The following is a 24,744-nucleotide window of genomic DNA, read 5'->3' as shown; positions in this document are numbered from 1 at the left end:
TAATTTAGCGGCGTATACATTTAGGCAAATTTACGGATTAATGAGCATAGCAGAGAACATCAAAAGCTTAAAAAAAGAAACTGAACTTATAAACGTAACGCTGATAGCAGTATCGAAAACCAAACCGGTTGAAGACGTGCTGGAGGCTTACAACACAGGACAACGCTTATTTGGCGAAAATATGGTGCAGGAACTGGTAGAAAAGTACGAACAGCTACCAAAAGATATTGAATGGCACCTGATTGGCCACCTGCAAAGTAACAAGGTTAAGTATATTGCCCCTTTTATCAGCATGATACAATCTGTTGACAGCCTTAAATTACTGCAGGAAATTAATAAGCACGCCGAAAAGCACAACCGCGTTATCGACTGCCTGTTACAGGTTTATATTGCGGACGAAGAAACAAAATTCGGCCTTGGGTTTGATGAGGTGATTGAACTGCTGCGCTCGGAAGAATTCACTGCTTTAAAAAACGTAAAAATCCGCGGATTGATGGGCATTGCTACAAATACTGATAACGAAAAGCAAATAAAGGACGAGTACTACGAGTTGAAAACATTCTTCGATGGTATAAAACAAAGCTTTTTCAGGAAAGATAAATCATTCGATACCCTATCGATGGGTATGTCCTCCGACTATAAAGTTGCTATTGAACAAGGCAGCAACATGGTAAGACTGGGTAGCACCATTTTTGGGCAAAGAGTGATAAAGCACTGGAAAAACAATTAACACGATTTAGAGATTTAAAAGATTTACAGGACTAAAGAATCGTGTAAATCCGTAAAATCATGTAAATCGTGTTAATATCGTGTAAATCAATAAAATCATATAAATCGTGTTAATAAGAATAGCTAAAAAAGAAGATTGTCCCCGATTAATGGAACTGGTAAATGAACTGGCCCTTTTTGAACGCGCGCCAGAGGAAGTTACCGTTACCCTGCAGGAATTTGAAGACGCCGGATTTGGCAAAAACCCCGTGTGGAAGGCATTTGTGGCCGAAAGCGATGGGCTAATTTTAGGTTTCGCGGTGTATTATATCCGATATTCTACCTGGAAAGGGCAACGATTATACCTGGAGGATTTAATAGTGACTGAGGCGGCTCGCGGAAAAGGCATTGGCAAATTACTTTTTGACAAGTTGATCGTGGAGGCTAACGAACTTGGCTTTAACGGCATGAGCTGGCAGGTGCTTGACTGGAACGAGCCGGCGATAACCTTTTATCAAAAGAAATATGGCGCCGCTGTTGAGGCGGGCTGGTTGAATGCATCGTTATCGAAAGAGCAATTAATGGCGACTGATTTATAAACACCGCTCATTGTTAATACCCATAAGAGATCACGTAGTTATTCCGGGCAAATAGGGCCCTAACAAAATATCAATAAATAATGCTTGTATTCAAATTCGGCGGTGCATCGGTAAAGGATGCAGATAATATTATTAACCTGGCCAGCGTAGTTAAGCTATACCAGGAGAATGAACTTTTGATAGTGGTATCGGCGATGGGTAAAACTACCAATGCGCTGGAAAAGCTTACCAAAGCCTACGTTGACGGCGATGATGAAATGCACACCATTTTTGATGAGATAAAAAAGTATCACTACGATATTATCGAACAACTATTTGATAAACAGGACAATATATTTAATGACGTAGCCAACACATTTGTTGAAATTGACTGGATAATTGAGGAAGAACCACACGATGATTACGACTTTATTTATGACCAGATCGTGTCTATCGGCGAGTTGGTTTCAACGCGCATAGTTAATGCCTATTTAAATAAAGCCGGCTTAAAAAGTCAATGGATTGATGTGCGCGGCTATATCCACACTGATAATACCTACCGCGAAGGCGTAGTACAATGGAGCAAAACAAAGGAAAGTATTAAAGCTGCTATACCTGTTTTATTGCAAAAAGGCATTGTGGTAACGCAGGGATTTTTAGGCGGAACATCTGAAAACTTTACCACTACCCTGGGTCGGGAAGGGTCGGATTACACAGCATCTATATTCGCGTCGTGCCTGGGTGCCGAGTCAGTGACGACGTGGAAGGACGTGCCAGGCGTGCTAAATGCCGATCCTAAGTTTTTTAAGGATACGATTAAATTTGATGAGCTTTCCTATTCTGAGGCCATCGAAATGACTTATTATGGCGCTACGGTTATCCACCCGAAAACCATCAAGCCGCTGCAAAACGCCAAAATACCGCTATTGGTTAAACCGTTTACCAATCCAACCGAACCGGGCACAGTGATTAAAGAAAATGGCCGCAACCAGTTCTTAAAGCCGGTGATTATACTAAAACACAACCAGGTGTTGGTTTCGTTATCCGCTAAAGACTATTCTTTTATTTCTGAAAATCATTTAAGTGATATTTTCGGCATGTTTGCAGGCACGCAGGCAAAGGTGAATATGATGCAAACATCGGCGCTCAGTTTCTCGGTTTGTATCGATTTTTACGAAGTACGGTTTAAAAAACTATTGAAAGCTTTAACGCAGGATTTTAACGTAAAATATAACGAAGGGCTAACCTTAATCACAGTTAGACATTATTCCACCGATTGGTTAAACGACTTAAAAGCCGGCAAAACCATATTGATGGAGCAACTAAGCCGCAATACCATACAAATGGTAGTTAGGTAACATTCCTGTTTAAAAATGTAAAAATATGTTAAACCCGCTACCATCTTGTTTAATTTAGCGGGCAATGGGCTATATTAGCCCTGTCATCCGGATTAAACTATATTCATGAGGTTTTTTAAAAATTTACTTTTGCTCCTGCTTACATCTGCTTGTTTAACTGCCGCCGCCCAGGATTCGCAGGTATTAAATAAAGTGATGACCAAAACCGCCAAACTATACGCAGATATGCCTGTCGAGCGCGTTTACCTGCATTTTGATAAGCCTTATTATGCCATTGGCGACACTATATGGTTTAAGGCCTATTTAACTATGGACCAGCACCAGCCGTCGGGCATAAGCAAGGTAATTTACGTTGACCTGTTAACTGCAAAGGATTCGCTGGTAACGTCATTGAAGCTACCTGTTAAAAACAGCGTGGCTTGGGCGGATATCCCGCTGTCGCAATTCGCCTTTAAGAAAGGGAATTACCGCGTGGTAGCTTATACCAACTGGATGAACAATGCAGGCCCAGCCTATTTCTTCAATAAAAACATCACTGTAGGCGATGCGATAAATAATAACTTGTCGACGAACATTTCATTAAAGCGGTCGGTAACCGGTAAGTTGACGAAAATAACTGCTGGAATATCCTATAAAGACAATGACGGCAATCCATACAGCGATAAAAAAGTAAGCTGGACCATTGAAAAAGACTACGATGAAATAGCAAAAGGTAAAGGTGTTACCGATAAAAAAGGTTTTGTGGATATAACGTTTTTAAACACTAAAAACGTCACACTTGATTCGACACAGTTAATTACGGTTATTGACCGGGGTGACAGGAAACAGGGCACAAATAAATTCTCATTAAAACCGGTATCTGAACCGAATGACATGCAGTTTTTTCCCGAAGGCGGGCAGCTGATAGGTGGTGTGCCGTCAAAAATTGCGTTCAAAGCTCTGAAGCCGGATGGGTTGGGTATTGACGTTAAGGGCACTATTACCGACAATACCGGCAAGGTTGTAGCCGATTTTTCGTCGACACACCTGGGTATGGGGTACTTTATGTTGGTGCCAGAGGATGGAAAAACTTATACCGCCAATGTAACCTTCGCCGACGGAACAACAGCAACACCTGAAATGCCGAAAATACTCGCTGATGCAACTACCATTAATATAGAAAGCTCGGACCCTGATAATTTGAAAATAAAACTATTGTCGGACGCTGCATTTGTAAAGGAAAACGAAGGGAAAACATTCTTCATTATCGCTAAATCGGCCGGTATTATTTATTTCGCTGCGCAAACCAAGCTGCAAAACCAGGTTTATTCGGCCCTTGTGCCTAAAAGCAAATTCCCTACGGGTATTGTGCAGGTAACGTTATTTGCTGATGACGGCGAGCCCCTAAGCGAAAGAATAGCTTACGTAATGCGTCCTGACCAATTAAATCTTTCGGTAGCCAGCGACCACCCGGATTATACTACCAGGCAGAAAGTTAAATTAAGTATCGCAGCCAAAAATGGCGGCGCCCCGGCCGAAGGTCATTTTTCGTTAACTGTTGTTGACGATGCAAAAGTGCCATTTGATGATAATGCCGAAACTACCATATTAAGCTACCTTTTGTTAACTGCAGACATTCCCGGGTATATTGAAAAACCCAACTATTACTTTAATCATCCCGATGAAAAAAAGATGGCGGACCTGGATGTATTATTACAAACACAGGGGTATCGTCGTTTTTCGTATGATGGCATAATGACGGACAAATACCCGCCGATAAGCTTTTTACCTGAACAGGGTATTACTATTACCGGTACATTGAGGGCTTATAACGGCATGGGGTTGCCCGGGGGGAACATCCGCTTACAAATTAAGGATAAAAATTACTCAGCAAATACCGTGACTGATGTAGATGGCAGGTTCAGGTTCCCTAACCTTGTATTTTCAGATTCGACACAGGTATTTATAAGCGCACGTAATAACCCGCGCTCAGCCGATATTGTATTGAGCGTTGATGGCGACCCTTACCAAAAGATAAACGTTAACCCCAGTACACCCGACGAAATAATGAATATCGACAGTACACTTAGCGCTTACTTAAAAAACAGTAAAGCGCAGGCAAACAACTCGCATATTTTAAAAGAGGTGGTGATCAAGGATACCCGGATCGTAAAAACTGTTAGCCATAAAGACTATAGCAACCTATCCAGCTTAAGCCAGTTGCCCGACCATATGATAACTCCAAATCAGCTGCAGGGCTGTAATAACCTGTTGAATTGTATAAAGGTATTTGCGGTTGGAATGACTTTCCAGGATAATAATTTTTACATACAACGCGACTATGCGTCCGGAAATCGCACGCCGGTGCAGGTGTTTGTAAAGGGCATGCCTGTTGATGTGAATTATTTGGAAAATATGAACGGTGAAGGAATAGAATCGATCGAGGTGTTTTTGAAAGATGAACTTGGACTGGTAAACAGTGCATATGGCACAAATGGGGCGATTGTTGTGAATATGAAAAAAGCGCCTGAAGGCCAGAAAATATCACTGGCTGAATTTAAAGCATTGATTGGTTCTAAAAACGAGGTAACAATTACACCCAAGGGCTACGCTATAAAACGGTCGTTTTATTTACCCCGCTATAGTGGCCCGCGCGGAAGCCAAACCAACCAGGTAGACACCCGCAGTACAATTTACTGGAACCCAAACATAGTAACCGATGCAACCGGTGCCGCATCCATGGAGTATTTTAATGCCGATGGTGTTGGAACCTATCGTGTTATTGTTGAAGGCATAGACAAAGACGGTAATGTAGGCAGGCAACTGTTTAGGTATAATGTAAAGTAATTGTTGCGACGTTGCAAGGTTGAAACGTTGTAAAGTTAATAAAGCATCGACTAACATTTCAACCTTACAACATTTCAACTTTATAACAAAAAAATGTGCAAACTTACCCCATTCCACGTAGCGGTACCAGTTTATGACCTTGAAGAGGCGCGAAAATTCTATCGCGAGGTACTTGGTTGCAGCGAAGGCCGCAGTTCAGACCATTGGACAGATTTCGACCTTTATGGACATCAGTTTGTGATCCATTTAAAACCACGTCCGGCCGAAGAAGCTAAACATCATTTTAACCCGGTCGACGGTCACGATGTACCCGTACCACATTTTGGTGTTGTGTTGGAATGGGACGAGTGGCACAAACTTGAACAGCGACTGCGCGATAACAATATAAAATTCATTATTGAGCCATACATTCGTTTTAAGGGCCTCCCCGGCGAACAGGCTACATTATTCTTCCTCGACCCATCCGGCAATGCGCTCGAGTTTAAATCGTTTAAAGATTTTGGTCAGCTATTTGCTACATAGGCAACCGGGAGCCATTAATAACGGTATACTTTTATAGGAACGGGGGAGCGCCAAGAATCAAGAGTCAAGAGCCAAGATAAAAAAGAAGTTGTTTGTCTCATGTGCTAAGTAACGTGATTTTTTGTGTCTTTTGCTTTCTTTGGTTCTTGACTCTTGGTTCTTGATTCTTTAACAAATAAGCGCATTATGGATGCAAAGGAAGTTGAACGGCTGATAAAAATAAGCAAGGAACATCCCCTGATGCCGGAGAAGTATATTCCGTGGCAACTGGAACCTCAGCCGGGGGACATCTTTTTGCCCGAAATGCTTACCTCGCTGCAAGGGCTTGAAATTTACGACTCACTTACTCCCTCCCAAAAACTGGACCTTGGCCGACACGAATTGGTACAGGTAATTGCATCGTACGCCTGGGGCGAATGCCTTTTTTGTCTTTTTATGACCCGGCATATTCTCACCCTGCCCCTGGATAATGTTGAGCACCGCTTTTTGCTGCGCGAGTTGATTGAGGAATTCCGCCACCAGGAAATGTTTGGACAGGCTATTGCAAAAATTGGCGGCAGCCCTATAAAGCAATCTGGAATGCACAAGTTTTTTGGCGAATTCAGCAATAAGTACCTGCCTGCTGATTATTTGTTTATGGGCAGCGTATCGGTTGAGTTGGTAACGGATGTTTATGGTAACTATGCCCGCAAGTCTCCAAATCTTTATCCTGTACTCAAGAAAATGTTTGATCTGCACAGTATTGAGGAAGGCCGGCATATATTGTTTACCAAAAGTTTATTGAAAGAATACGCAGCTAAAGCCGGATACATTAAACGCACACTGTACAGCTATGTAATCCTATTCAACATCTTTTTTGTGCGCACCATGTATGTAAAAAAGGAAATATACCAGCGCATTGGTATGGAAAATCCCGAACAGGTCTATAAACTTGCTTCTGCTAATTTTAAGAGGAAGTTCAGCGAAACCTGTATAAAGGACATCATTAAGTTTGTCGATAGCTGGAAAGGGTTTAACATGCTAACGCGCTGGGCCTGGCGTGCTGTGTTGGGAGCGAAGGTTTGAAATAGTCAGAAGTAGCAGTTTGCAGTAAGGTTTATCTGGAACGGCTTTTTCTTGACTCTTGGTTCTTGACTCTTGGTTCTTGACTCTTGACTCTCGGTTCTTGACTCTAGCTTTCACCCAATAACCCGGCGTTATCCTTCAATCCCACCCCCGACAGTTTCCTTCTGAATGATTCGCTAACCAAATAAAATATTTTGTCTGCTGCGTGCTTATAACTTAACCCGTGTTTCCTGATGTTTGAAATGCAATTGCGCGATTCGTCTGTTAACCCCGGTTGGGGGTTATAGGTTAAATACGCACCCATACTATCTGCCGCACTTAAACCGGGACGCTCTCCTATCAATAATATGCTGAACCGGGCTTTTAACCCCGATGCAATATCATCGCCTATCGCCACCCGCCCTTGTTCAACCAGGCAAATCGGGCCAATTGTTAATTTTGCATCCAGCAATTTTGGAATCAATATTTTCAACAAGCTATAGGCATTACCGTTAACAGCTTCAGCCGAAAGACCATCGGCAATAATAATTGCTATATCTGGCTTTGCGATATTACCGTTAAGTTGATATTTGTAATCATCATCCAAAAGCCGGCCAAGGTCGGGGCGCTTCAAATATTTATGCCGATTGGCCGCCTGGCTGTGCAGGTGCAATACCGGGAACCCGAACACCTTTAACCTTGTAAATAATCCATCAATATCAAGTGTAGAATAAACGGCATCCCTTGTATGTGCATGTGCCAGCTTAAATTCCATCGATTGTTTTAAAGGGATGCTGTTGCCTGTCCTTCCAATAGCTATTCGTGCCGCCGTAAATTCACGCAGCGCTGATAATTGCTGTGGGATTTCTATTTCATTTTTCATAAAATCCCCGATAACAGTTTGTGCGACGAATTAACCGGCTGTAAATCTCCTTCGCCATTAATAATTCCCTGTTTTATCAGCCATTGTTCAAACTCTGGTGCAGGCTTCAACCCCAAAGTTTTTCTTAAATACAAAGCATCATGAAATGATGTAGATTGATAATTAAGCATAATATCATCTGAACCCGGTATCCCCATTATAAAATTACAACCCGCCACTCCTAATAAAGTAAGCAGGTTATCCATATCGTCCTGGTCGGCTTCGGCGTGGTTGGTGTAGCAAACATCCACACCCATAGGCAACCCCAGTAGCTTTCCGCAAAAGTGATCTTCTAAAGCAGCCCGGATAATTTGCTTGCCATCATATAAATACTCAGGGCCTATGAAGCCTACAACTGTGTTAACCAGCAGCGGCTTGTACCTGCGGGCAATGGCATAAGCGCGTACTTCACAAGTCTGTTGGTCTGCGCCATGGTGCGCGTTTGCCGAAAGCGAACTCCCCTGCCCCGTTTCGAAATACATCACATTTTGTCCTACAATTCCGCGTTTAAGCGATAAGGTAGCGTCATAGGCCTCATCGAGCAAGGACAGGCTTACGCCGAAGCTAGTATTGGTCTGCTCCGTACCGCCGATGGATTGAAAACATAAGTCAACCGGCGCACCCTGGTTCACTAAGTCCAGCGTGGTGGTAATATGGCTAAGCACACAAGATTGTGTGGGGATATCAAACTGTTGCCGTAGCGTATCAATTAAATTCAAAAGGTTCAACACAGCCGCCGGACTGTCAGTAGCCGGGTTTATCCCAATACAGGCATCACCGCTGCCATATAACAGGCCATCAACTATGCTGGCTGCAATCCCTTTCGGGTCATCGGTTGGATGGTTGGGCTGCAGCCGGGTCGAAAAATGTCCTTTCAAGCCTATTGTATTGCGAAACCTGGTAATAACTTCGCATTTTTTTGCTACCGTGATAAGGTCCTGGTTGCGCATCAGTTTTGACACAGCCGCTACCATCTCGGGTGTGATGCCAGGTGTTATCGATTCCAATAGAGCGCTATCAATCTCGTCTCCCAAAAGCCAGTCTCTGAATTCACCAACCGTAAAGCTGCTTATCAGACCAAAAGCGGCAACGTCATGACTGTCAATTATCAGCCTCGTAACTTCATCTTTTTCATAAGGAATTACCGCCTCATTCAAAAAGTTTTTTAACGGGACATCGGCCAGGGCAATTTGCGCTGCAACCCGCTCCTCGTAGGTTTCGGCGCATACACCTGCCAATACATCACCTGTTCGGTATGGCGATGCTTTCGCGAGCAACGTCTTAAGGTCTTTAAACCTGTAAACCCGGTTTCGAACGGTGAAGCTATACACAATTAAACACGATTTAATGATTTATAGGAGTTATGGCCGGTGCAACCATAAAATCTTCAATTAACTGTAATTTATGTTTTCCCATCGCCACAAATATCGCTATTGCAACGGCGAGCCCGCCAAAAAATATCAGGCTTAATATGGGATAAAAGTATACAATAGCTATTAGCGTAATGGTGGATATGATCAATGCTATAGCCGGGAACATCGGGAAAAACGGTGCCGTAAATGGCCGTTCCAGTTGAGGTTCTTTTTTGCGCAGCATAAAAAGGCTGATCATACTCATCATATACATCACTATCGCGCCCATTGCCGACATGATGAGCACTTTATCAGTTTTACCGGTACTAAGTGCTATGAAACTGATAACCCCGCCCGCTATAATAGACCAATGTGGCGTTTTAAATTTGTGATTAATAACCGATAGACCGCGCGGTAAATACCCGCTGCGCGCCATAGCAAACACCTGGCGGGATGAGGCTAGTATAGTTCCGTGAAATGAAGCAATCAACCCAAATAGGCCTATGCTGGCAAATATCTTTGTTAAGCTGTTGGCCTTGCCTAGTACAATACTAATAGCCTCCGGCAATGGATAATCGAGCGTACTAAGCTTGCGCCAGTCGGTAATACCGCCGGTAAATATCATCACGCTAAATGCTAAAAATATTAAAGTGGCCAGGCCCGAAATATACCCCCTGGGAATATTCCTTTTTGGGTCTTTTACTTCCTCTGCTACCATGGCAACGCCTTCAATGGCAAGGTAAAACCAAACGGCGTAAGGAAGTGCCGCAAAAATACCCGACCAGCCGAAAGGCATGGGGTGACTTAAAAAATTCTCACTTCTATAATGTGGAGAAATTATTCCCAAAAATAGAAGCAATTCTGCCACAGCAAGCAGCGTGATTATTAATGAAAACGTTGCCGACTCCTTTACACCTAAAATATTTATCAAAATAAAAACTATGTTAAAAAACATGGCAGAGTACAACACGTGGATATCAGGATCTAGAAAATGCAGGTATGCGCCGAGGGCAAATGCAATTGCAGGCGTTGCAAAAAGGAAATCGATAAGTGTGGCATAACCTGCCAGCAAACCGCCAAAAGGCCCCATTGCCCTGTACGCGTAAGCAAATGCGCCGCCAGCATGCGGTATTGATGTAGTAAGCTCGGTATAGCTAAAAATGAAGGTTATATACATAACGGTGATGATAACCGTAGCTATTAAAAAGCCAACCGTGCCCGAAACTGCCCAACCGAGGTTCCAGCCAAAATACTCGCCCGATATAACCAAACTTACCGCAATTGCCCAAAGGTGGATGGGCTTTAACACTCTTTTTAACTGTTCGGTTTTGGCAGCTGTCATAGTGGCGATGGGGCTAAATTTATTACCGCTTCAAAATAGTTAAAGACAACGTTATTTCAAAATGGTACGTATTATGTTATAGTTAAGTAGTTGTGCATAAAAATGTAATAAACTTAACAATAATTAAATGCAAAATTGTTAAAACACCTTTACCTTTACAGTGTTGAACAGTTACCGGATGACCGTAATTTAATAATAGAATATGATAAATATCACTGTTTCGCAAAACGATAATACAAATTTAAGTTTCTCAGCGTTTGAGCAATATCAATTGCCTGCTCCGCTTAGTGGTGTCGATGCTGAGATTAATAATGATTTGATATTAAAGTTTGAAGACGAGGAAGAAGCAATTATTTATGCAGCACAGCTTGAAAACTTATCAAACGAACTAAATGATAAAAACACTCCACAATATGTGGCAATAAGCGACATTATTATGGCTATCCGAAACGACGAATTTGTACAGAGTTATACAAGATAAAAAACTACTAAAATAATAAATCTTATGTTACGCATCAACATTCCACCCACCGGTAAAACAAGGTTAACCTTTGCTGATTTTAAGAACTACCAGTTGCCTATCCCATCAAAAGGCATTAAAGAGAAAAGGAACAATGAAACCTCTTTGATTTTTGACAATGAGTACGAGGCTGTTGTTTATGCCGATCAGCTTGAAGAAATGGTTACAAGGGTTAGCAAATCATCACCATTAAAAAATGTACTGCGCGATTTGGTTACCACTATCCGAAATGATGATTCAATCAGGAATTACCTTGAGTACTCAACAGTTTACCAGTGGATGAAAAATTGGGTTAAGACAATAAGGTCGGCTATTAAACCATCGCCACTATCGTAAAACGTATACTTTAAATATTGCAATAACATAAAACGCAAAAGCCGCCATGGATAAATGGCGGCTTTTGCGTTTTATGATCATTAGAGTCATGTCAATCAAAAATTGGCCGTTGGTCTTGAGTTCTAAATTAGAAAAAGCAAAATTCGACTTAGGGCTTCCGACTAAAGGCTATCGACTTAACATTAGGCTTTCAGCGTACCCGAAATATATTCGTAGCTGCTTTTGATACTGGCCAATGCATCTTTAGGGCCGTCGTGCTCAACAAAAAAATGTTGCATGCCAGATTCTGCTTTATTCGCAAAAATCCTCTTAAAATCTATCGTACCACTTCCAACTGGCAATATGGTGTTTCGTGTAGCATCCAAATCTTTCACATGCCACAACGGGAAGCGGCCGGGATGGTCTTTAAATAATTGAACCGGGTCTTGTCCGCCTTTAACCGCCCAGGCAAGGTCGAGTTCCATTTTAACATTTTTGGCATCGGTTTCTGTTAACAGCATGTGGTATGGCACCTGGCCGTCAACTGCCTTAAATTCCATGTCGTGGTTATGATAACAAAACAGGATGCCCGCTTTCTTACAAGCAACGCCGGTTTTGTTTAATATGTCTATCGATGATTTTATTTCTTCAATTGTACCTGTCGGGGCATTAGCGCAAACCAGGTATTGTATACCACCCTCGGCAGCATCGTCAACAAGTTCCTGCATATTGTCGCGCAGATTTTTCATTGGCGGGATAACCATTGGTTTGCCATCCGGTCCGTTTGGCATTTTCGCACCCGGAGGCATTTTGAACGGCGCGCCCAACACGTGGTGCGATTTCCATTTCATGCCCAAATCATTCACCATGGCTTTAAAGTCCTTTGGTTTCATGCCGTAGTAGCCACCCTTTTTGCTGAACGCCGATTCCATTTCTTTATAACCAACAGCCGCAATTTTGGTTAAGGTACCTTTTACATCGTCATCAATAATACCGAAGAAAGTAAAAAGCTGTAGCCCTACCGGGTGCGGGGCCATGCCCGAAAGAAGTGAGCCGGCCTTACCTGATAAAGCCAAACCGCCAAGTACCAGTGTACCTGTGCTTTGCAAAAACTTACGCCTGTTGTAATTCATATTGTTTAATTGGTTTTTTAATGTGGTGTAGTAAAACTAAATGATTAAAATGGGATAAAGAAATTTATTGTGTCATTTTTACACATTGTGGCAAATGGTGAGTGATGATAAGAGAATAGTCAATTAGTTGATGGTTTTGCTGTCGCGGGCACTAATGGAAACTGGCGGCTAAATGTTTATAAGTCTAGGTAAAAAGTAATACCTTATTCTTTATCTTTCTGCCTTTAATTTTAAGTTCCCACGGTCTCGAGATGCGTCAAAATAAACTGATAACTGGCCTATTAGCAATAGCATTATTTTCAATTACCGGCTGTAAACAACATGCCCACCAGCAAACAGACAACAACAACATGGCACTTGGCAACCCCAGCGGTGCCAGCAATGCCCTGTCAAATGCCGACAATTATCTGATAGATCATAAATACTACATTGAAAGCTATAACAGGGACAAGGGCGAACCTAACTGGGTAAGCTGGCATTTGTGCAGCAGCGATTTAGGCCAAACAGACAGGCTAAACAATTTCAGGCCCGACGAAACTTTACCCGATGGCTGGTACGAGGCCGACAATACGAGTTACAAACGAACAGGCTTTGATAAAGGCCACAACTGCCCAAGCGGTGACAGGACCAGCTCCACTGATGCCAATTCAGCTACTTTTTTAATGGATAACATCATCCCGCAGGCGCCAAATAACAACGAGCATACCTGGGAGCACCTGGAAAGCTATTGCCGCAGCAAAGTGAAAAACGGTAACGAGGTTTACATTATAATGGGCGTTTACGGTAGTGGCGGCACAGGGCGCAGTGGTTATGCAACCACGATTGATAACGGACGGATAAATGTGCCTGCGCACATATGGAAAGTAGTTGTTATTATCCCAGAAGGCGATGATGACTTAAACCGCATTGATGAAACCACGCAGGTAATAGCCATAGATACACCAAACGATAATAATATTACCAATAACTGGATGAATTATACCTGCACTGTAAAAAGCATTGAAGCTGCTACCGGGTATAATTTATTATCGGCGCTGCCACAAACTGTTCAGCAAACTTTAGAAAATAGAAAATTTACAGGAGGGAATTAAACACAGGAAATGTCCCGGATATCAGGACATTTCCTGCGCGGAAATAATTTAGCTTTCTACGACCTCTTCAACATTCTCAACTTTACCCGGCCGGCCGTTTTTAAATGCTTTGCGTGGTTTTAACCCAAGCAACTCAAACATGGCCATATCGGTATCAAAAGACGGGTTTGGTGTGGTTAACAACTTCTCACCTGCAAAAATTGAGTTTGCTCCCGCCATAAAGCAAAACGCTTGTTCAACCAAACTCATTTCCGTACGGCCCGCAGACAAGCGTACAACTGTTTTTGGCATTATTATACGGGTGGTAGCAATCATTCGTACCATATCCCACACAGACACACGTGGTTGGTCGGCAAGCGGGGTGCCTTGTACAGGTACCAAAGCATTAATTGGAACCGATTCCGGGTGCTTAGGCAGATTTGATAATGTTTTCAACATTGATATCCTGTCTTCCACTGTTTCGCCCAAGCCAATAATACCGCCGCTGCAAACGGTTAGTTTTGCTTTGCGCACGTGTTCCAATGTTTTCAGGCGGTCATCGTAAGTACGGGTGGTGATGATGCGCTTATAATCATCTTCAGATGTGTCGAGGTTATGGTTGTAAGCATACAGGCCGGCATCGGCCAAACGTTGCGCCTGGTGCTCGTTAAGCATACCGAGCGTGCAGCAAACTTCCATATCCAGCTCGTTTACGGCTTTCACCATATCTATCACTTTATCAAAATCACGGTTATCGCGCACCTCGCGCCAGGCAGCGCCCATGCAAAGGCGCGAGGCACCACCGTCTTTTGCTTTTTGGGCCGCAAGTATGACTTCGTTTACAGGCATAATGGCATGCACATCAACACCAGTGTTGTAACGTGCAGCTTGCGGGCAATAGGCACAATCCTCGGGGCAACCGCCAGTTTTTATTGATATCAACGAGCTGATCTGCACTTCTGAGTAGTCCGCATTTTCGCGGTGCACAGTTGCAGCTTCGTAAACAAGGTCCAATAGCGGCCTGTGATATATTTCGGCTATTTCTTCTTTTGTCCAGTTATATCTTACTTCGGTCATTATATATTCTGTTTATTGAATCTATTTTTATAATTATCTTAATTTTTTCAACGAGGTTATAAAAGTTTTGTTGCGAACCATAAAGGGAGCAAAAATCCCGCGCAGTCTGTAAAAGTAGTTATGATGATGGATGATGCCACCGCAGGGTCTATTCCAACTCTTTTTAATACTAGTGGAATTGAAGCTCCGGTCAAACCTGCGATTATAAGATTTCCAGTCATCGCCAAAAACAATACTAACCCCAACTTTGGGCTTGCATCGTAAAACATTGCTACAAAAAATACAATTAATCCATTAGCTGCACCGTTTAGCATGCCTACCAAAAATTCTTTTAAAACTGTATTATAAGCTTGTTTATCACTAAGGTCGCTTAATGAAATACGTCTTACGGTTACGGCAAGGGCTTGTGTAGCAGCATTGCCACCCATTCCGGCAATAATAGTCATATAGGCCGCAATTGCAGGTAAGCGCTCAACCGTCGAGTCAAAATGCCGGATTACCGAGGCGGCAAGGTAAGCGGTAGCAAGGTTGATAACCAACCATGGCAAACGGCTTTTTACCGCATCCTTCCAGTTACCGCTAAGTTCCTCATCCTCAGACACACCGCTGATTTTCAATATATCCTCGGTGCTTTCCTGTTCCATTACGTCCATGATATCATCGACCGTGACTCGGCCAAGCAGTTTCATGTTATCGTCAACAACAGGTATGGTTGTAAGGTTATATTGCGAAATCAGGCTGGCCACATCTTCCTGGTCGAGTTCGGCTTTTACGTAGATAAAGTCGGTATTTACCAAATCGCGCACATGAGCATCAGGCCGTGCTTTTAATATTGATTTTACAGATAAAATCCCTTGTAAAATATCGGCATCATCAACCACATAAATGGTATAAAACTCCTCCATCTCTTCCGATTGGCGGATAATCTCGTCCAGCGCGTCTTTCTTATCAAGGTTAATATTCACCTTAATAATCTCGGAGTTCATTAGTCCGCCCGCAGTATCCTCATCGTACTTTAACAGCGCACGGATACTGTCAGCATCGTCCTGGTCGAGGTCTTCTAATATTTCCTGCTGCTCGTCTTCGTCAAGCTGCGAGATAATATCCGTGGCATCATCATAATCCAACTCCTCAATAATCTCCGAACGTTTCTCCGGGTGGAGGCCGATAAGCAGCTCACCGGGGTCCTGCTCCTCGTGCATTTCGGATATTACTTCCGAGGCAACATCGGTAGGCAGGATATTTATTATGCGCTCCTTTGCCTCTTGCGGAAGTTTTTCAAAAAGCAAAGCAATCTCCGAAGCGTGATATTCCTTCAGAACCAGTTCTAACTCAGCATCATCACCCTCAAGTGCGGTTTCAATGCGCAGTAAGTCCGACTTATCTATTTCAAAAGATTGCATACGCGACTAAATTACATATTTATGGCGCAAAAACCGGGAATAAAAACACCCTGATTTTACTAAAATATTAACATTTATGAGCTATGCACATATTTGGCAAGCACGCCGTTCAGCTTGCTTATCTTGGCCAGCGTTTGGTTTACCTGCATTTTACGGATGGAAACAGTGATACTGCAATTATTATCGAATGACTGTTCAATTATAGCCAGGTTGTCTTCTTTAATTAAACGCATAATGTCATTCATTTGCAGGTAATTAAATTCAATGCTATAAATGTCGTTAACCGTTTTTTCGACGATGACAGCCTGCTGCAATGCTTCTTCGGTGGCTACTTTGTAGGCGTTTATTAATCCAGGGACGCCCAACAACGTACCGCCAAAATAACGGACTACTACAACAGCAAGGTTTGTTAAGTCTCGTGAGAGTAACGTATTCAGTATAGGCCGGCCGGCGGTGCCTGACGGTTCGCCATCGTCATTGATGCGGAAGATGGAACGATCGGGGGTTAAACGCATGGCCCAACAGTGGTGATTTGCTTTGGAATGCTCCGCCTTTAATTGAGTCAGGTTGTTTTTTAGTTCGGTTTCATTATTCACCGGGTATGCAAATGCCAGGAATTTACTTCCGCGGTCGCGAAACAGGCCTTCGACTGGTTTTTCTATAGTACGGTAGGTATCGTCAAAAAGCATTAATGGGCAAATAGTTTAATAAAAAAGTTGGGGTAATAAATCACAAAAATGGCGAGAATAGCTAACAGCAGCCCAATTTTATTGAAAAGGCTTAGCTTCTCTTTAAAAATAATTACGCCCACCAGTGTGCCAACAATGATAACGCCAACGTTCATCGACGCAAAAACAATCGACGGGTTTTTAGCCAGGGACTGGTGCGCTTTTATGTAGAAAAGGATATTACCGAAATTGGCTATTCCCAGCACCCAGCCGATTAAAATATGCGGCCACGAAAAACGCATGGTTTTTTTAAAAACCTGGTAAAACAAGCCAATTAAAGCCAATATAAAGGCAAGGGTATATACAATAAATAACGAGGTACCTATTGTTAGTTGTGAAACCTGTTTTAATAAAACATCGATAATACCCATACCGATAAATACCGCCAATAAATAAACCCATGAACTGGCACCGACTTTCCTGTCGCGTGTTTGTTTTTGCCATGGAACAAGGCAAATCACAGCTGCAAGTCCGACTATTAAGCCAACCAGCCTGGTAGTGGTAGCAACTTCGTTAAACAGTAAAAAGGCCGCGGCAATTGGAATAAAAAGCGATAAACGCTGCGAGGCATCAGTGCGTACTATGCCATTTGATTTAACAGATGCAGCAATTATTACAAATAACAACGGCAGCAACAAACCCAGCAGGCCGAGCAACCCGAAGGGCGCATTTGACAGATGGTTTAGCTGCGGCTTTAAAAACAGCCAGGTAAGCACTATAGCTATAGAGTAGTTCCAGGTTATCGCCTGGTAAACGTCGATATGATAGCGTTTTGCCAGCTTAAACATTACTGACACCGTTACACTAAAGCAAATACTTATAAAAACGTAGAGCATTTATTTTTCAGATTGATTAAGTTAACAGCGTTGGATTGAATTGATTAAGTTAGGTTCGATTATTGATTTACAACAATCTTTAGCTTATCCCTACCCACCAAGTATTCGCCAGTTATATGTCCGTTTATTGCGGGTGCTTTTATTCCCTGCTTCAATTCCTTTTCACCTGTAAAAATACGTGCTTCGTCCCATAATCCAGCCTCAATAAAACTATTTAATGTTTTAGCTCCGCCTTCAATAATTACTGATTGTATGTCCTGCAGATATAATTGGAATAGAATGTACTGAGGTACGTACCTTTCAAAATCTTCGAGCGCAATATACTTGTTTTTGCCGTCAACATCAGTTTTTACCTCGTTAAATATAAAGGTCTCGACAGATTGGTCGAATAAATTCAAATCAGGATTTAGTTCTAATCGTCGGTCTATAACCACTCTTTTTGGCGCCTTGCCTTGTGCATAACGCACGTTCAATTGCGGGTTATCTATGACCGCCGTGTTTTTGCCAACCAATATGGCATCCTCTTCCGTACGCCATTGGTGTACCAGTTTACGCGCTTCGGGGCCGGTTATCCAAAACTGGCTGTTATCGACAGGCGCAAAAAAAACATCGAGGGTCTGCGCCCATTTTAGTATGATATAAGGGCGGTGCTTTTGTACACGCGCAAAAAAACGGCGGTTAAGCCATTTACATTCAATCTCTAAAACACCGATAATCACATTAATACCTGCAGCTTCTAATTTTTCAATTCCTTTGCCGTCCACTTGCGCAAAAGGGTCGCGGCAGCCGATAACTACGTTTGGTATTTGGTGCTTAATTATTAAATCGGCACAGGGTGGTGTTTTGCCGTAATGTGCACAGGGCTCCAGCGAAACATAAATGGTGGACTGTTGTAGCAGTTCGGCTGAATTTGGAAACTTATTAATTACCTGGTTGATGGCATTAACCTCAGCATGGGCTTCGCCATACTTTTGGTGATACCCCTCACCTATTATTTTGTCATCCAGCACAACAACAGCACCAACTATCGGGTTTGGGCTAACGAAGCCGAGACCCAACGCAGCCAGTTCTAAGCAGCGGTGCATATATTTTTCGTGTTGAACCATGCTGCAAAAGTAGCTTTTATGTTACTTTGTTGAATGAAAACTATAAAGGATGTTTTTGAGAATTACAAAAGGATGTTAAAAGACATCTATGACGCTAACGAAATAGAAGCAATAACACTTTTAGTAATCAATGAAATATGCAATTTATCAAAAGCAAAAATAAAGGCTTTCCCCGAAACTGAAATACTGCTTGAGCAAAACAATGAACTAAATAATATTTTCGAAGAACTGAAAACAGGCAAGCCTGTACAATACATTTTAGGCAAAACGGAGTTTTACGGTTTTCCGTTTAATGTAAATCCATCCGTACTTATCCCGCGCCCTGAGACAGAGGAATTAGTTGAATGGGCGTTGGCGTCAGTTGGCAGTCGGCAGTCGGCAGTTGGCAGTATTTTGGATATAGGGACAGGCAGTGGTTGCATCGCCGTTAGCTTAAAGAAAAATCTACCCGGTTATAAAGTTTCTGCCATTGACATTTCCGGGGAGGCATTGCAAACTGCAGCATCAAATGCCGTGCTCAACAATGTTGATATTGAATTCATTAAGCATGATATCCTGAATATCAAATCCGAAATCAAGATTCCGAAATCCGAAATAATTATAAGCAACCCCCCATACGTTACACTGTACGACAAAACCCAGATGCATACCAACGTAACCGATTTTGAACCCCATTCCGCTTTATTTGTTCCGGAAAACGATCCATTGTTGTTCTATAAAGCCATTGCCAATTTTGCAATAACGAACTTAACTCAAAACGGACTTTTGTTTTTTGAGATAAATGAAAGCTATGGTAATGAAACGGTTGAATTATTGAAAAATAAAGGTTTTAAAGGAATCGAGTTACGGAAAGATATGAGCGGGCGGGATAGGATGGTGAAGGCAGTAAATAGTGGCAGTGGTGAGTAGCAGTCAAAAACAAAAACACCTACCGATTCCTGCTACTTCTGCTAACTCACGACCTAGGATGAAACTGTATAATCGTCCCTTTCAAATACTCCCTATCCAAATGGGTGTAAATCTCGGTAGTAGTAATACTTTCATGCCCCAGCATTTCCTGTACGGCGCGCAAATCTGCTCCGCCTTCAACCAGATGGGTAGCAAATGAGTGCCGGAAAGTATGCGGACTGATTGTTTTATTAATTCCGGTAAGCTGGGCTAACTGTTTAATGATCATAAATATATACACCCGGCTAAGCCTTGCCCCGCGGCGGTTTAAAAATACCAGGTCTTCCTCCCCTTTTTTTATAGGGGTGTGCACACGGATGTTTTCAATCCAGATTTTTAAAGCTTTTACAGCAGAACCACCTACGGGCACAAGCCGCTCTTTGCTACCCTTGCCTGTTACTTTAATAAACTCAATATCGAGGTATAAATTTGATAGCTTTAGTTCTGTAAGCTCCGATACCCGTAGGCCGCAGCCGTAAAGAACCTCCAATATGGCTTTGTTGCGGCCTCCCTCGGGTTTTGATAAATCGATGGCGTCGATCAGTTTATTGATATCTTCGATACTTAATGTGTCGGGGAGTTTGCGTTGTATTTTGGGCGATTCAAGCAATTCGGAAGGGTCGCTTTTTATCATATCCTCCATCAGGAGGTATTTGTAAAATGCCTTGATGCCCGACATGATGCGGGCCTGGCTTGAAGGTATCATTCCTAGTTCAGCGGCCCAAACAATAAATAGGCGCAAATCACCTAAAGTAATCTTTTCCGGACTGCGTGTAAACCCTTCCCTTTCAGCAAATTGATGCAATTTTTCTATATCCCTGCTGTAAGCCTCGATAGAATTGCCCGAGAGCGATTTCTCCAATTTTAAATACGATTGAAAACCTTTTATTGCCGAACGCCAATCCAATTGATTTTTTTTAATGTTTTTAATTAAGTTTGAGGTGATGAAGATACAAATTATAAACGGCCCCAATTTAAACCTGCTTGGTATTCGCGAAAAATCAATTTACGGCAATACCGATTTTGAAAGCTACCTTGCCGATTTACGCAAACGATATCCTTCAGTTGAAATTGACTATTATCAGAGTAATGTTGAGGGCGAAATTATAAATAAGATTCACGAGGTTGGTTTTGTTAACGATGGCATTGTAATCAACGCTGGCGCATATACCCACACCTCAATTGCCATCGCGGATGCCATTGCGGCCATAAAATCGCCGGTTATCGAGGTTCACATATCCAATGTTTATAAACGCGAGGAATTCAGGCACCACTCCATGCTGGCGGCCAGCTGCCGTGGCGTCATTGCCGGTTTTGGCATGGATTCGTACCGCCTTGCTATTGAAAATTTGATCAATCCCTAATTATATCAACCTGATGCGTAAAATAATTAAACTAACCCCGCTAATTATATTTTTACTGGCAGGTCTTTTTTCCGGCAACGCCCTTGGCCAGGACAAAACCAAAAAACAGGAGCGGTCTAAAAGAGACGCTGAAAAGCATCGTATGCGTTCGCGGGATTCGCTACTGCGCACATTCAACAGAGCCGACACCTCAATTAATGCCTTCCTGCAGCGTGTTGAGCATTACACATCTACTTTCAACCAGATAAACAACAGCTTATCCGAAGGACTGGACACGGGCGACGTGAGCGCGGGCTTCCCTGCTGTTTTGCGCCGGATCAATAAAATTGATAGCCTTACAAAAACCCACAAGTCGAGCACCTTGCGATACCTGGCTGTGCTCCGGGATAATTTGGACCACCTGCAGGACAAACTTACCGGGTGGCAGGAAGACCTGGAAGCTGTAAGCGCCAAATTGATCGCCAACCAGCATGAGCTTATAAAATTTGACAAGGATACATCGCTCAATATCGTACCGTACGACAGTGTAATCAGGAGTACATATTTTGAACAACGGGGCATTACCCGGCACCTGTATTATATAACCGACACCACAAACAGGGCCAGCCTGGTAAAGGTAAACCTGCTACAGGATAAAATAACAGTAGCATTTACACGCGTGCTTGATGCTACCGATCAGATAGATCTCAAAATACGACACTTTGCCGCCCGTGCCTTTACCGGCGAAGCTGATAATATACTGAAGCCATCATTACAAGTTGCTGATTTTAAAACTGCCCTAAAAGGCACTGTTCGGCTTAATGGCATATTGTACAATTATTTCATCAAGTCGGATACGACCATTCACTATATATGCCTCTTCTCATTATTGATAATGCTTGGCTGGGTGTTTTACGTTCGCAGGCGCACATTGCGCAGTATTGAAAACCCTGATGAGATACTGGGACAAGCAAATTACATCCGGCGCAACCCTTTAGTTTCTGCATTACTCGTTACGGTGGCGATAGTGCCATATTTCTATGATCACCCGCCGGTCGTTTTTTTGGAGACGTTATTCCTTGTTTCGATGGTTTGCACGCTTATCCTGATTAAAAGACACTTCCTTCCGGAAACATTTAATTTTCTTTGCGGACTGTTTTTGTTGGGTCTTATTTACGGTGCCAGTAACTTGTTTATTCAAATTACCAATATAGATAGATATGTGATCTTAATATTGAGTATAATATCGATCATTTCGGGCTGGATAATTTTTAAAAGTGCAAAAAAGACCGCCAGCGATCATATTCCTCACACGTGCAACGCATTGCGGATATTTATCGCCCTCCATATTATCTCCCTGGTTCTTAATTTAACAGGGAGGTTCAGTTTGGCCAAAATTATTGGTATTACCGCGGTGTTTAACCTGTGGTTTGCAGTAATCCTGTTTTTTGTTGTTCAGATACTCATCCAGGGGTTGTTTTTGCAGTTCCAGGTGAAAAAGGACAGCAAAAGCATTATAGCCTACCTGGATTATGCCCTCTTACAGAAAAAGTTCAGAAAAGTACTGATTACGCTTGCAACCCTGCTCTGGCTGTTTTTTTTGCTTCAAAACCTAAATATTGATGACTGGATGGCCGATGTGGTTAGCGATTTGTTAAGCCAGCAGCGCACTGTCGGGGGCGCTTCTTTTACGTTTTCGGGCTTCGTTACTTTTATTTTGGTGGTTTGGCTGTCATCCATCGTGTCAAAAGTGATAAGTTATTTTTATGATGTTTCGTCGCAGCGCGTAAGCGACTTGTCCATAGCCAAAAAGAAAAACCAGACCTCGGCCCTGCTGATCAGAATTGGCGTATTTTCACTTGGCTTTTTGCTGGCTGTGGCAGCCTCGGGTTTCCCACTCGAGAAATTGACCATCATCATCAGTGCATTTGGCGTAGGTATTGGTTTTGGTTTGCAAAATATTGTAAACAACCTGGTATCGGGTATTATTCTCGCCTTTGAAAAGCCTATCCAGATCGGGGATCTGATAGAGGTGGATAACAAAACGGGCAGGATGAAGGAAATAGGTATCCGGTCGAGCAAAATAATGACCAGTGATGGCGCTGAGGTAATAATACCTAATGGAGACCTTATATCGCAACACGTTATAAACTGGACGTTAAGCAATAATTACCGTCGTATAGACCTGGTGATAAACGTTGCCCATGGGATGGATATTAACAAGGTTGAAAGTATATTAAGGGATATTATAAGTACCCATGCGGAGGTTATACAAACTCCAGCGCCCTTAATTTTCATTGATAAATTCAGTGATGAATCGGTTGACTTCAAAATGCTTTTTTGGGTTATTGCTGATAATACCAAAGCCCTTTTGTTGAAGAGCGATTTAATGGCCAAAATTTACGGTGCATTTGACGAAAAAGGTGTTGAAATACCATCCGATAAAAAAGACGTAAACCTGCGTTTCCCTGATGGTGTCCCCGTTTTAAGTATCGCTAGCAAGGTACATGCTGAAGAAAAGAAGAAGGATACTAATAAAACAGATCCCGGTCAAGCTCAGTAAAGTGGCGTTTCTTTTTCACAAAAAAAGCCCACACCAGGCTGCCTTTGTACATGCCTTTTTTATTGGGTGATGCACTGTGGCTAATTTCCGGGCGTTTGGTTTTATTCTTTTTAAATAAGCCAAGCACAAAGTTCTGGTGTGCCCGGCTTACCGCCCAGGCATCCCTGCGCTTGCCTTCGCTTAAAAAACGGAACAGCGCCAACAAGTCCATCCATATCCGGATAATAATAACAAAAGTGGCGCGCCAAAACGGTAGGTTATTGGCCAGCAGTAATAAATTGTTCCTGAAATTGAGATAGGTTTTAAACGGGTTCTCAACGTTTAACGTACCGCCACCTAAGTGAAACACTTCAGATTCGGCGCAATAAATAACCTTGTAACCCATATTTTTTAAGCGCCAGCACAAATCTATTTCTTCCATGTGGGCAAAAAAACGTTCGTCAAAACCACCCGCGTCGCGCCAGCATTTACTTTTTACAAACATAGCTGCTCCCGTAGCCCAAAACACCTCGCCCGATTGCTGGTATTGCCCGTTATCCAGTTCTATCTCGTAAAAAATGCGCCCCTGACAAAACGGGTAACCGTAGATGTCGATAAATCCTCCCGCTGCGCCTGCATGTTCGAAATACTCTTTTTGATTATAAGCCCTTATTTTCGGCGCTGCTGCGGCAATCAGCGGGTCGCTTTCCATAAGCTCGATAACCGGTGTTATCCACCCGGACGAAACTTCAACATCGGAGTTTAATAAAATGTAATAGTCAGCCTCAACTTTAGCCAGCACACGGTTGTAGCCGCCTGTAAAGCCATAGTTGTCATCGTTTTGGATAACCTGGATAGTTGGGTATTCCTGCCGTATAAATTCGACAGAACCATCGGTTGAGGCATTGTCCCCCACAATGATGTCAAGGTTAGGATAAACAGAACTTAATACCGAAGGCAGGAATTCACGAAGGTGCTTAATACCGTTCCAGTTTAAAATAACTACGGCAACTTTGGGTATATTACTCATTTATTTAGTTCATTCGTTCAATAGTTCATTAGTTCATTAGT

Annotated in this window: 23 protein-coding genes; 12 read left to right on the top strand and 11 right to left on the bottom strand. The window is 42.6% G+C overall.

What is annotated here, in order from left to right:
• Nucleotides 1-40 precede the first annotated feature (40 nt).
• The 6 genes from NAF19_RS13280 (at nt 41) to NAF19_RS13255 (ending at nt 7,057) form a co-directional block, all read left to right on the top strand.
• On the top strand, nt 41-730 hold the full coding sequence (locus NAF19_RS13280) for a YggS family pyridoxal phosphate-dependent enzyme (RefSeq protein WP_252790547.1): 690 nt from the start codon (nt 41-43) through the stop codon (nt 728-730).
• A 148-nt stretch (nt 731-878) separates the two neighbouring features.
• Complete coding sequence (locus NAF19_RS13275) at nt 879-1,307, top strand: GNAT family N-acetyltransferase (protein ID WP_252790622.1); 429 nt, start codon at nt 879-881, stop codon at nt 1,305-1,307.
• Between the two features lie 80 nt (nt 1,308-1,387).
• Nucleotides 1,388-2,644, top strand: a complete 1,257-nt coding sequence (locus NAF19_RS13270) for an aspartate kinase (protein WP_252790546.1) — start codon at nt 1,388-1,390, stop codon at nt 2,642-2,644.
• A gap of 105 nt (nt 2,645-2,749) precedes the next feature.
• Complete coding sequence (locus NAF19_RS13265; protein WP_252790545.1) at nt 2,750-5,470, top strand: carboxypeptidase-like regulatory domain-containing protein; 2,721 nt, start codon at nt 2,750-2,752, stop codon at nt 5,468-5,470.
• Nucleotides 5,471-5,563: 93 nt separating this feature from the next.
• Nucleotides 5,564-5,992 (top strand): VOC family protein, encoded by a 429-nt coding sequence (locus NAF19_RS13260; RefSeq protein WP_252790544.1) that lies wholly within the window; start codon nt 5,564-5,566, stop codon nt 5,990-5,992.
• A 186-nt stretch (nt 5,993-6,178) separates the two neighbouring features.
• Entirely contained in the window at nt 6,179-7,057 is an 879-nt protein-coding gene (locus NAF19_RS13255) for a diiron oxygenase (RefSeq protein WP_252790543.1), read from the top strand.
• Nucleotides 7,058-7,163: 106 nt separating this feature from the next.
• On the opposite strand, the gene eutC is transcribed toward NAF19_RS13255, so the two are convergent.
• From eutC to eat, 3 genes are read right to left on the bottom strand one after another with little or no spacing between them, the layout of a single operon-like run.
• The gene (gene eutC / locus NAF19_RS13250; protein ID WP_252790542.1) at nt 7,164-7,919 is read right to left on the bottom strand and encodes an ethanolamine ammonia-lyase subunit EutC; all 756 of its coding nucleotides are present in this window, start codon (nt 7,917-7,919) and stop codon (nt 7,164-7,166) included.
• Nucleotides 7,916-9,289, bottom strand: coding sequence for an ethanolamine ammonia-lyase subunit EutB (locus NAF19_RS13245; protein WP_252790541.1), 1,374 nt, complete (start codon nt 9,287-9,289; stop codon nt 7,916-7,918). The genes eutC and NAF19_RS13245 overlap by 4 nt, the downstream gene beginning before the upstream one ends.
• A 13-nt stretch (nt 9,290-9,302) precedes the next feature.
• Nucleotides 9,303-10,652: an ethanolamine permease gene (gene eat, locus NAF19_RS13240; RefSeq protein WP_252790540.1), complete on the bottom strand. Its 1,350-nt coding sequence runs from the start codon at nt 10,650-10,652 to the stop codon at nt 9,303-9,305.
• Between the two features lie 202 nt (nt 10,653-10,854).
• On the opposite strand from eat, the gene NAF19_RS13235 reads away from it, so the two are divergent.
• Entirely contained in the window at nt 10,855-11,133 is a 279-nt protein-coding gene (locus NAF19_RS13235; RefSeq protein WP_252790539.1) for a hypothetical protein, read from the top strand.
• A 24-nt stretch (nt 11,134-11,157) separates the two neighbouring features.
• Nucleotides 11,158-11,508 (top strand): hypothetical protein, encoded by a 351-nt coding sequence (locus NAF19_RS13230; protein WP_252790538.1) that lies wholly within the window; start codon nt 11,158-11,160, stop codon nt 11,506-11,508.
• 182 nt (nt 11,509-11,690) lie between these two features.
• Here NAF19_RS13230 and NAF19_RS13225 read toward each other — a convergent pair whose 3' ends face one another.
• Complete coding sequence (locus NAF19_RS13225; RefSeq protein WP_252790537.1) at nt 11,691-12,620, bottom strand: sugar phosphate isomerase/epimerase family protein; 930 nt, start codon at nt 12,618-12,620, stop codon at nt 11,691-11,693.
• Nucleotides 12,621-12,871: 251 nt separating this feature from the next.
• Between NAF19_RS13225 and NAF19_RS13220 the strand changes: the two genes are divergently transcribed.
• Nucleotides 12,872-13,711, top strand: a complete 840-nt coding sequence (locus tag NAF19_RS13220) for a DNA/RNA non-specific endonuclease (RefSeq protein WP_252790536.1) — start codon at nt 12,872-12,874, stop codon at nt 13,709-13,711.
• Nucleotides 13,712-13,759: 48 nt separating this feature from the next.
• Here the strand turns inward: NAF19_RS13220 and bioB are convergent, their stop codons facing one another.
• The 5 genes from bioB to ribD form a co-directional block, all read right to left on the bottom strand.
• Nucleotides 13,760-14,767 (bottom strand): biotin synthase BioB, encoded by a 1,008-nt coding sequence (gene bioB, locus NAF19_RS13215; protein WP_252790535.1) that lies wholly within the window; start codon nt 14,765-14,767, stop codon nt 13,760-13,762.
• Nucleotides 14,768-14,823: 56 nt separating this feature from the next.
• Nucleotides 14,824-16,170 (bottom strand): magnesium transporter, encoded by a 1,347-nt coding sequence (gene mgtE, locus NAF19_RS13210; RefSeq protein ID WP_252790534.1) that lies wholly within the window; start codon nt 16,168-16,170, stop codon nt 14,824-14,826.
• Nucleotides 16,171-16,244: 74 nt separating this feature from the next.
• Nucleotides 16,245-16,859, bottom strand: coding sequence for an IMPACT family protein (locus NAF19_RS13205; RefSeq protein ID WP_252790533.1), 615 nt, complete (start codon nt 16,857-16,859; stop codon nt 16,245-16,247).
• Nucleotides 16,859-17,734 (bottom strand): DMT family transporter, encoded by an 876-nt coding sequence (locus tag NAF19_RS13200; RefSeq protein WP_252790532.1) that lies wholly within the window; start codon nt 17,732-17,734, stop codon nt 16,859-16,861. The genes NAF19_RS13205 and NAF19_RS13200 overlap by 1 nt, the downstream gene beginning before the upstream one ends.
• 59 nt (nt 17,735-17,793) lie before the next feature.
• Nucleotides 17,794-18,840 (bottom strand): bifunctional diaminohydroxyphosphoribosylaminopyrimidine deaminase/5-amino-6-(5-phosphoribosylamino)uracil reductase RibD, encoded by a 1,047-nt coding sequence (gene ribD, locus NAF19_RS13195; RefSeq protein WP_252790531.1) that lies wholly within the window; start codon nt 18,838-18,840, stop codon nt 17,794-17,796.
• A 33-nt stretch (nt 18,841-18,873) separates the two neighbouring features.
• Between ribD and prmC the strand changes: the two genes are divergently transcribed.
• A complete protein-coding gene (prmC, locus tag NAF19_RS13190) occupies nt 18,874-19,749 on the top strand; it encodes a peptide chain release factor N(5)-glutamine methyltransferase (RefSeq protein WP_252790530.1) in 876 nt (291 codons plus the stop codon).
• A gap of 46 nt (nt 19,750-19,795) precedes the next feature.
• Here the strand turns inward: prmC and xerD are convergent, their stop codons facing one another.
• Nucleotides 19,796-20,695 carry a site-specific tyrosine recombinase XerD gene (xerD, locus tag NAF19_RS13185; RefSeq protein ID WP_252790529.1) on the bottom strand — a complete coding sequence of 300 codons (900 nt, stop codon included), beginning with the start codon at nt 20,693-20,695 and terminating at the stop codon, nt 19,796-19,798.
• Between the two features lie 37 nt (nt 20,696-20,732).
• Between xerD and aroQ the strand changes: the two genes are divergently transcribed.
• Nucleotides 20,733-21,152 (top strand): type II 3-dehydroquinate dehydratase, encoded by a 420-nt coding sequence (gene aroQ / locus NAF19_RS13180; RefSeq protein WP_252790528.1) that lies wholly within the window; start codon nt 20,733-20,735, stop codon nt 21,150-21,152.
• A 13-nt stretch (nt 21,153-21,165) separates the two neighbouring features.
• Nucleotides 21,166-23,694 carry a mechanosensitive ion channel family protein gene (locus NAF19_RS13175; protein ID WP_252790527.1) on the top strand — a complete coding sequence of 843 codons (2,529 nt, stop codon included), beginning with the start codon at nt 21,166-21,168 and terminating at the stop codon, nt 23,692-23,694.
• Here NAF19_RS13175 and NAF19_RS13170 read toward each other — a convergent pair.
• Complete coding sequence (locus tag NAF19_RS13170; RefSeq protein WP_252790526.1) at nt 23,663-24,703, bottom strand: glycosyltransferase family 2 protein; 1,041 nt, start codon at nt 24,701-24,703, stop codon at nt 23,663-23,665. The two genes, NAF19_RS13175 and NAF19_RS13170, sit on opposite strands and share 32 nt — an antisense overlap.
• Nucleotides 24,704-24,744 lie beyond the last annotated feature (41 nt).

Origin of the sequence: Mucilaginibacter flavidus, from assembly GCF_024055575.1 — a bacterium.
Classification (GTDB): domain Bacteria; phylum Bacteroidota; class Bacteroidia; order Sphingobacteriales; family Sphingobacteriaceae; genus Mucilaginibacter; species Mucilaginibacter flavidus.
Note: the sequence above shows the minus strand (reverse complement) of the source record. Positions and strands in the feature narration are given on the sequence as shown.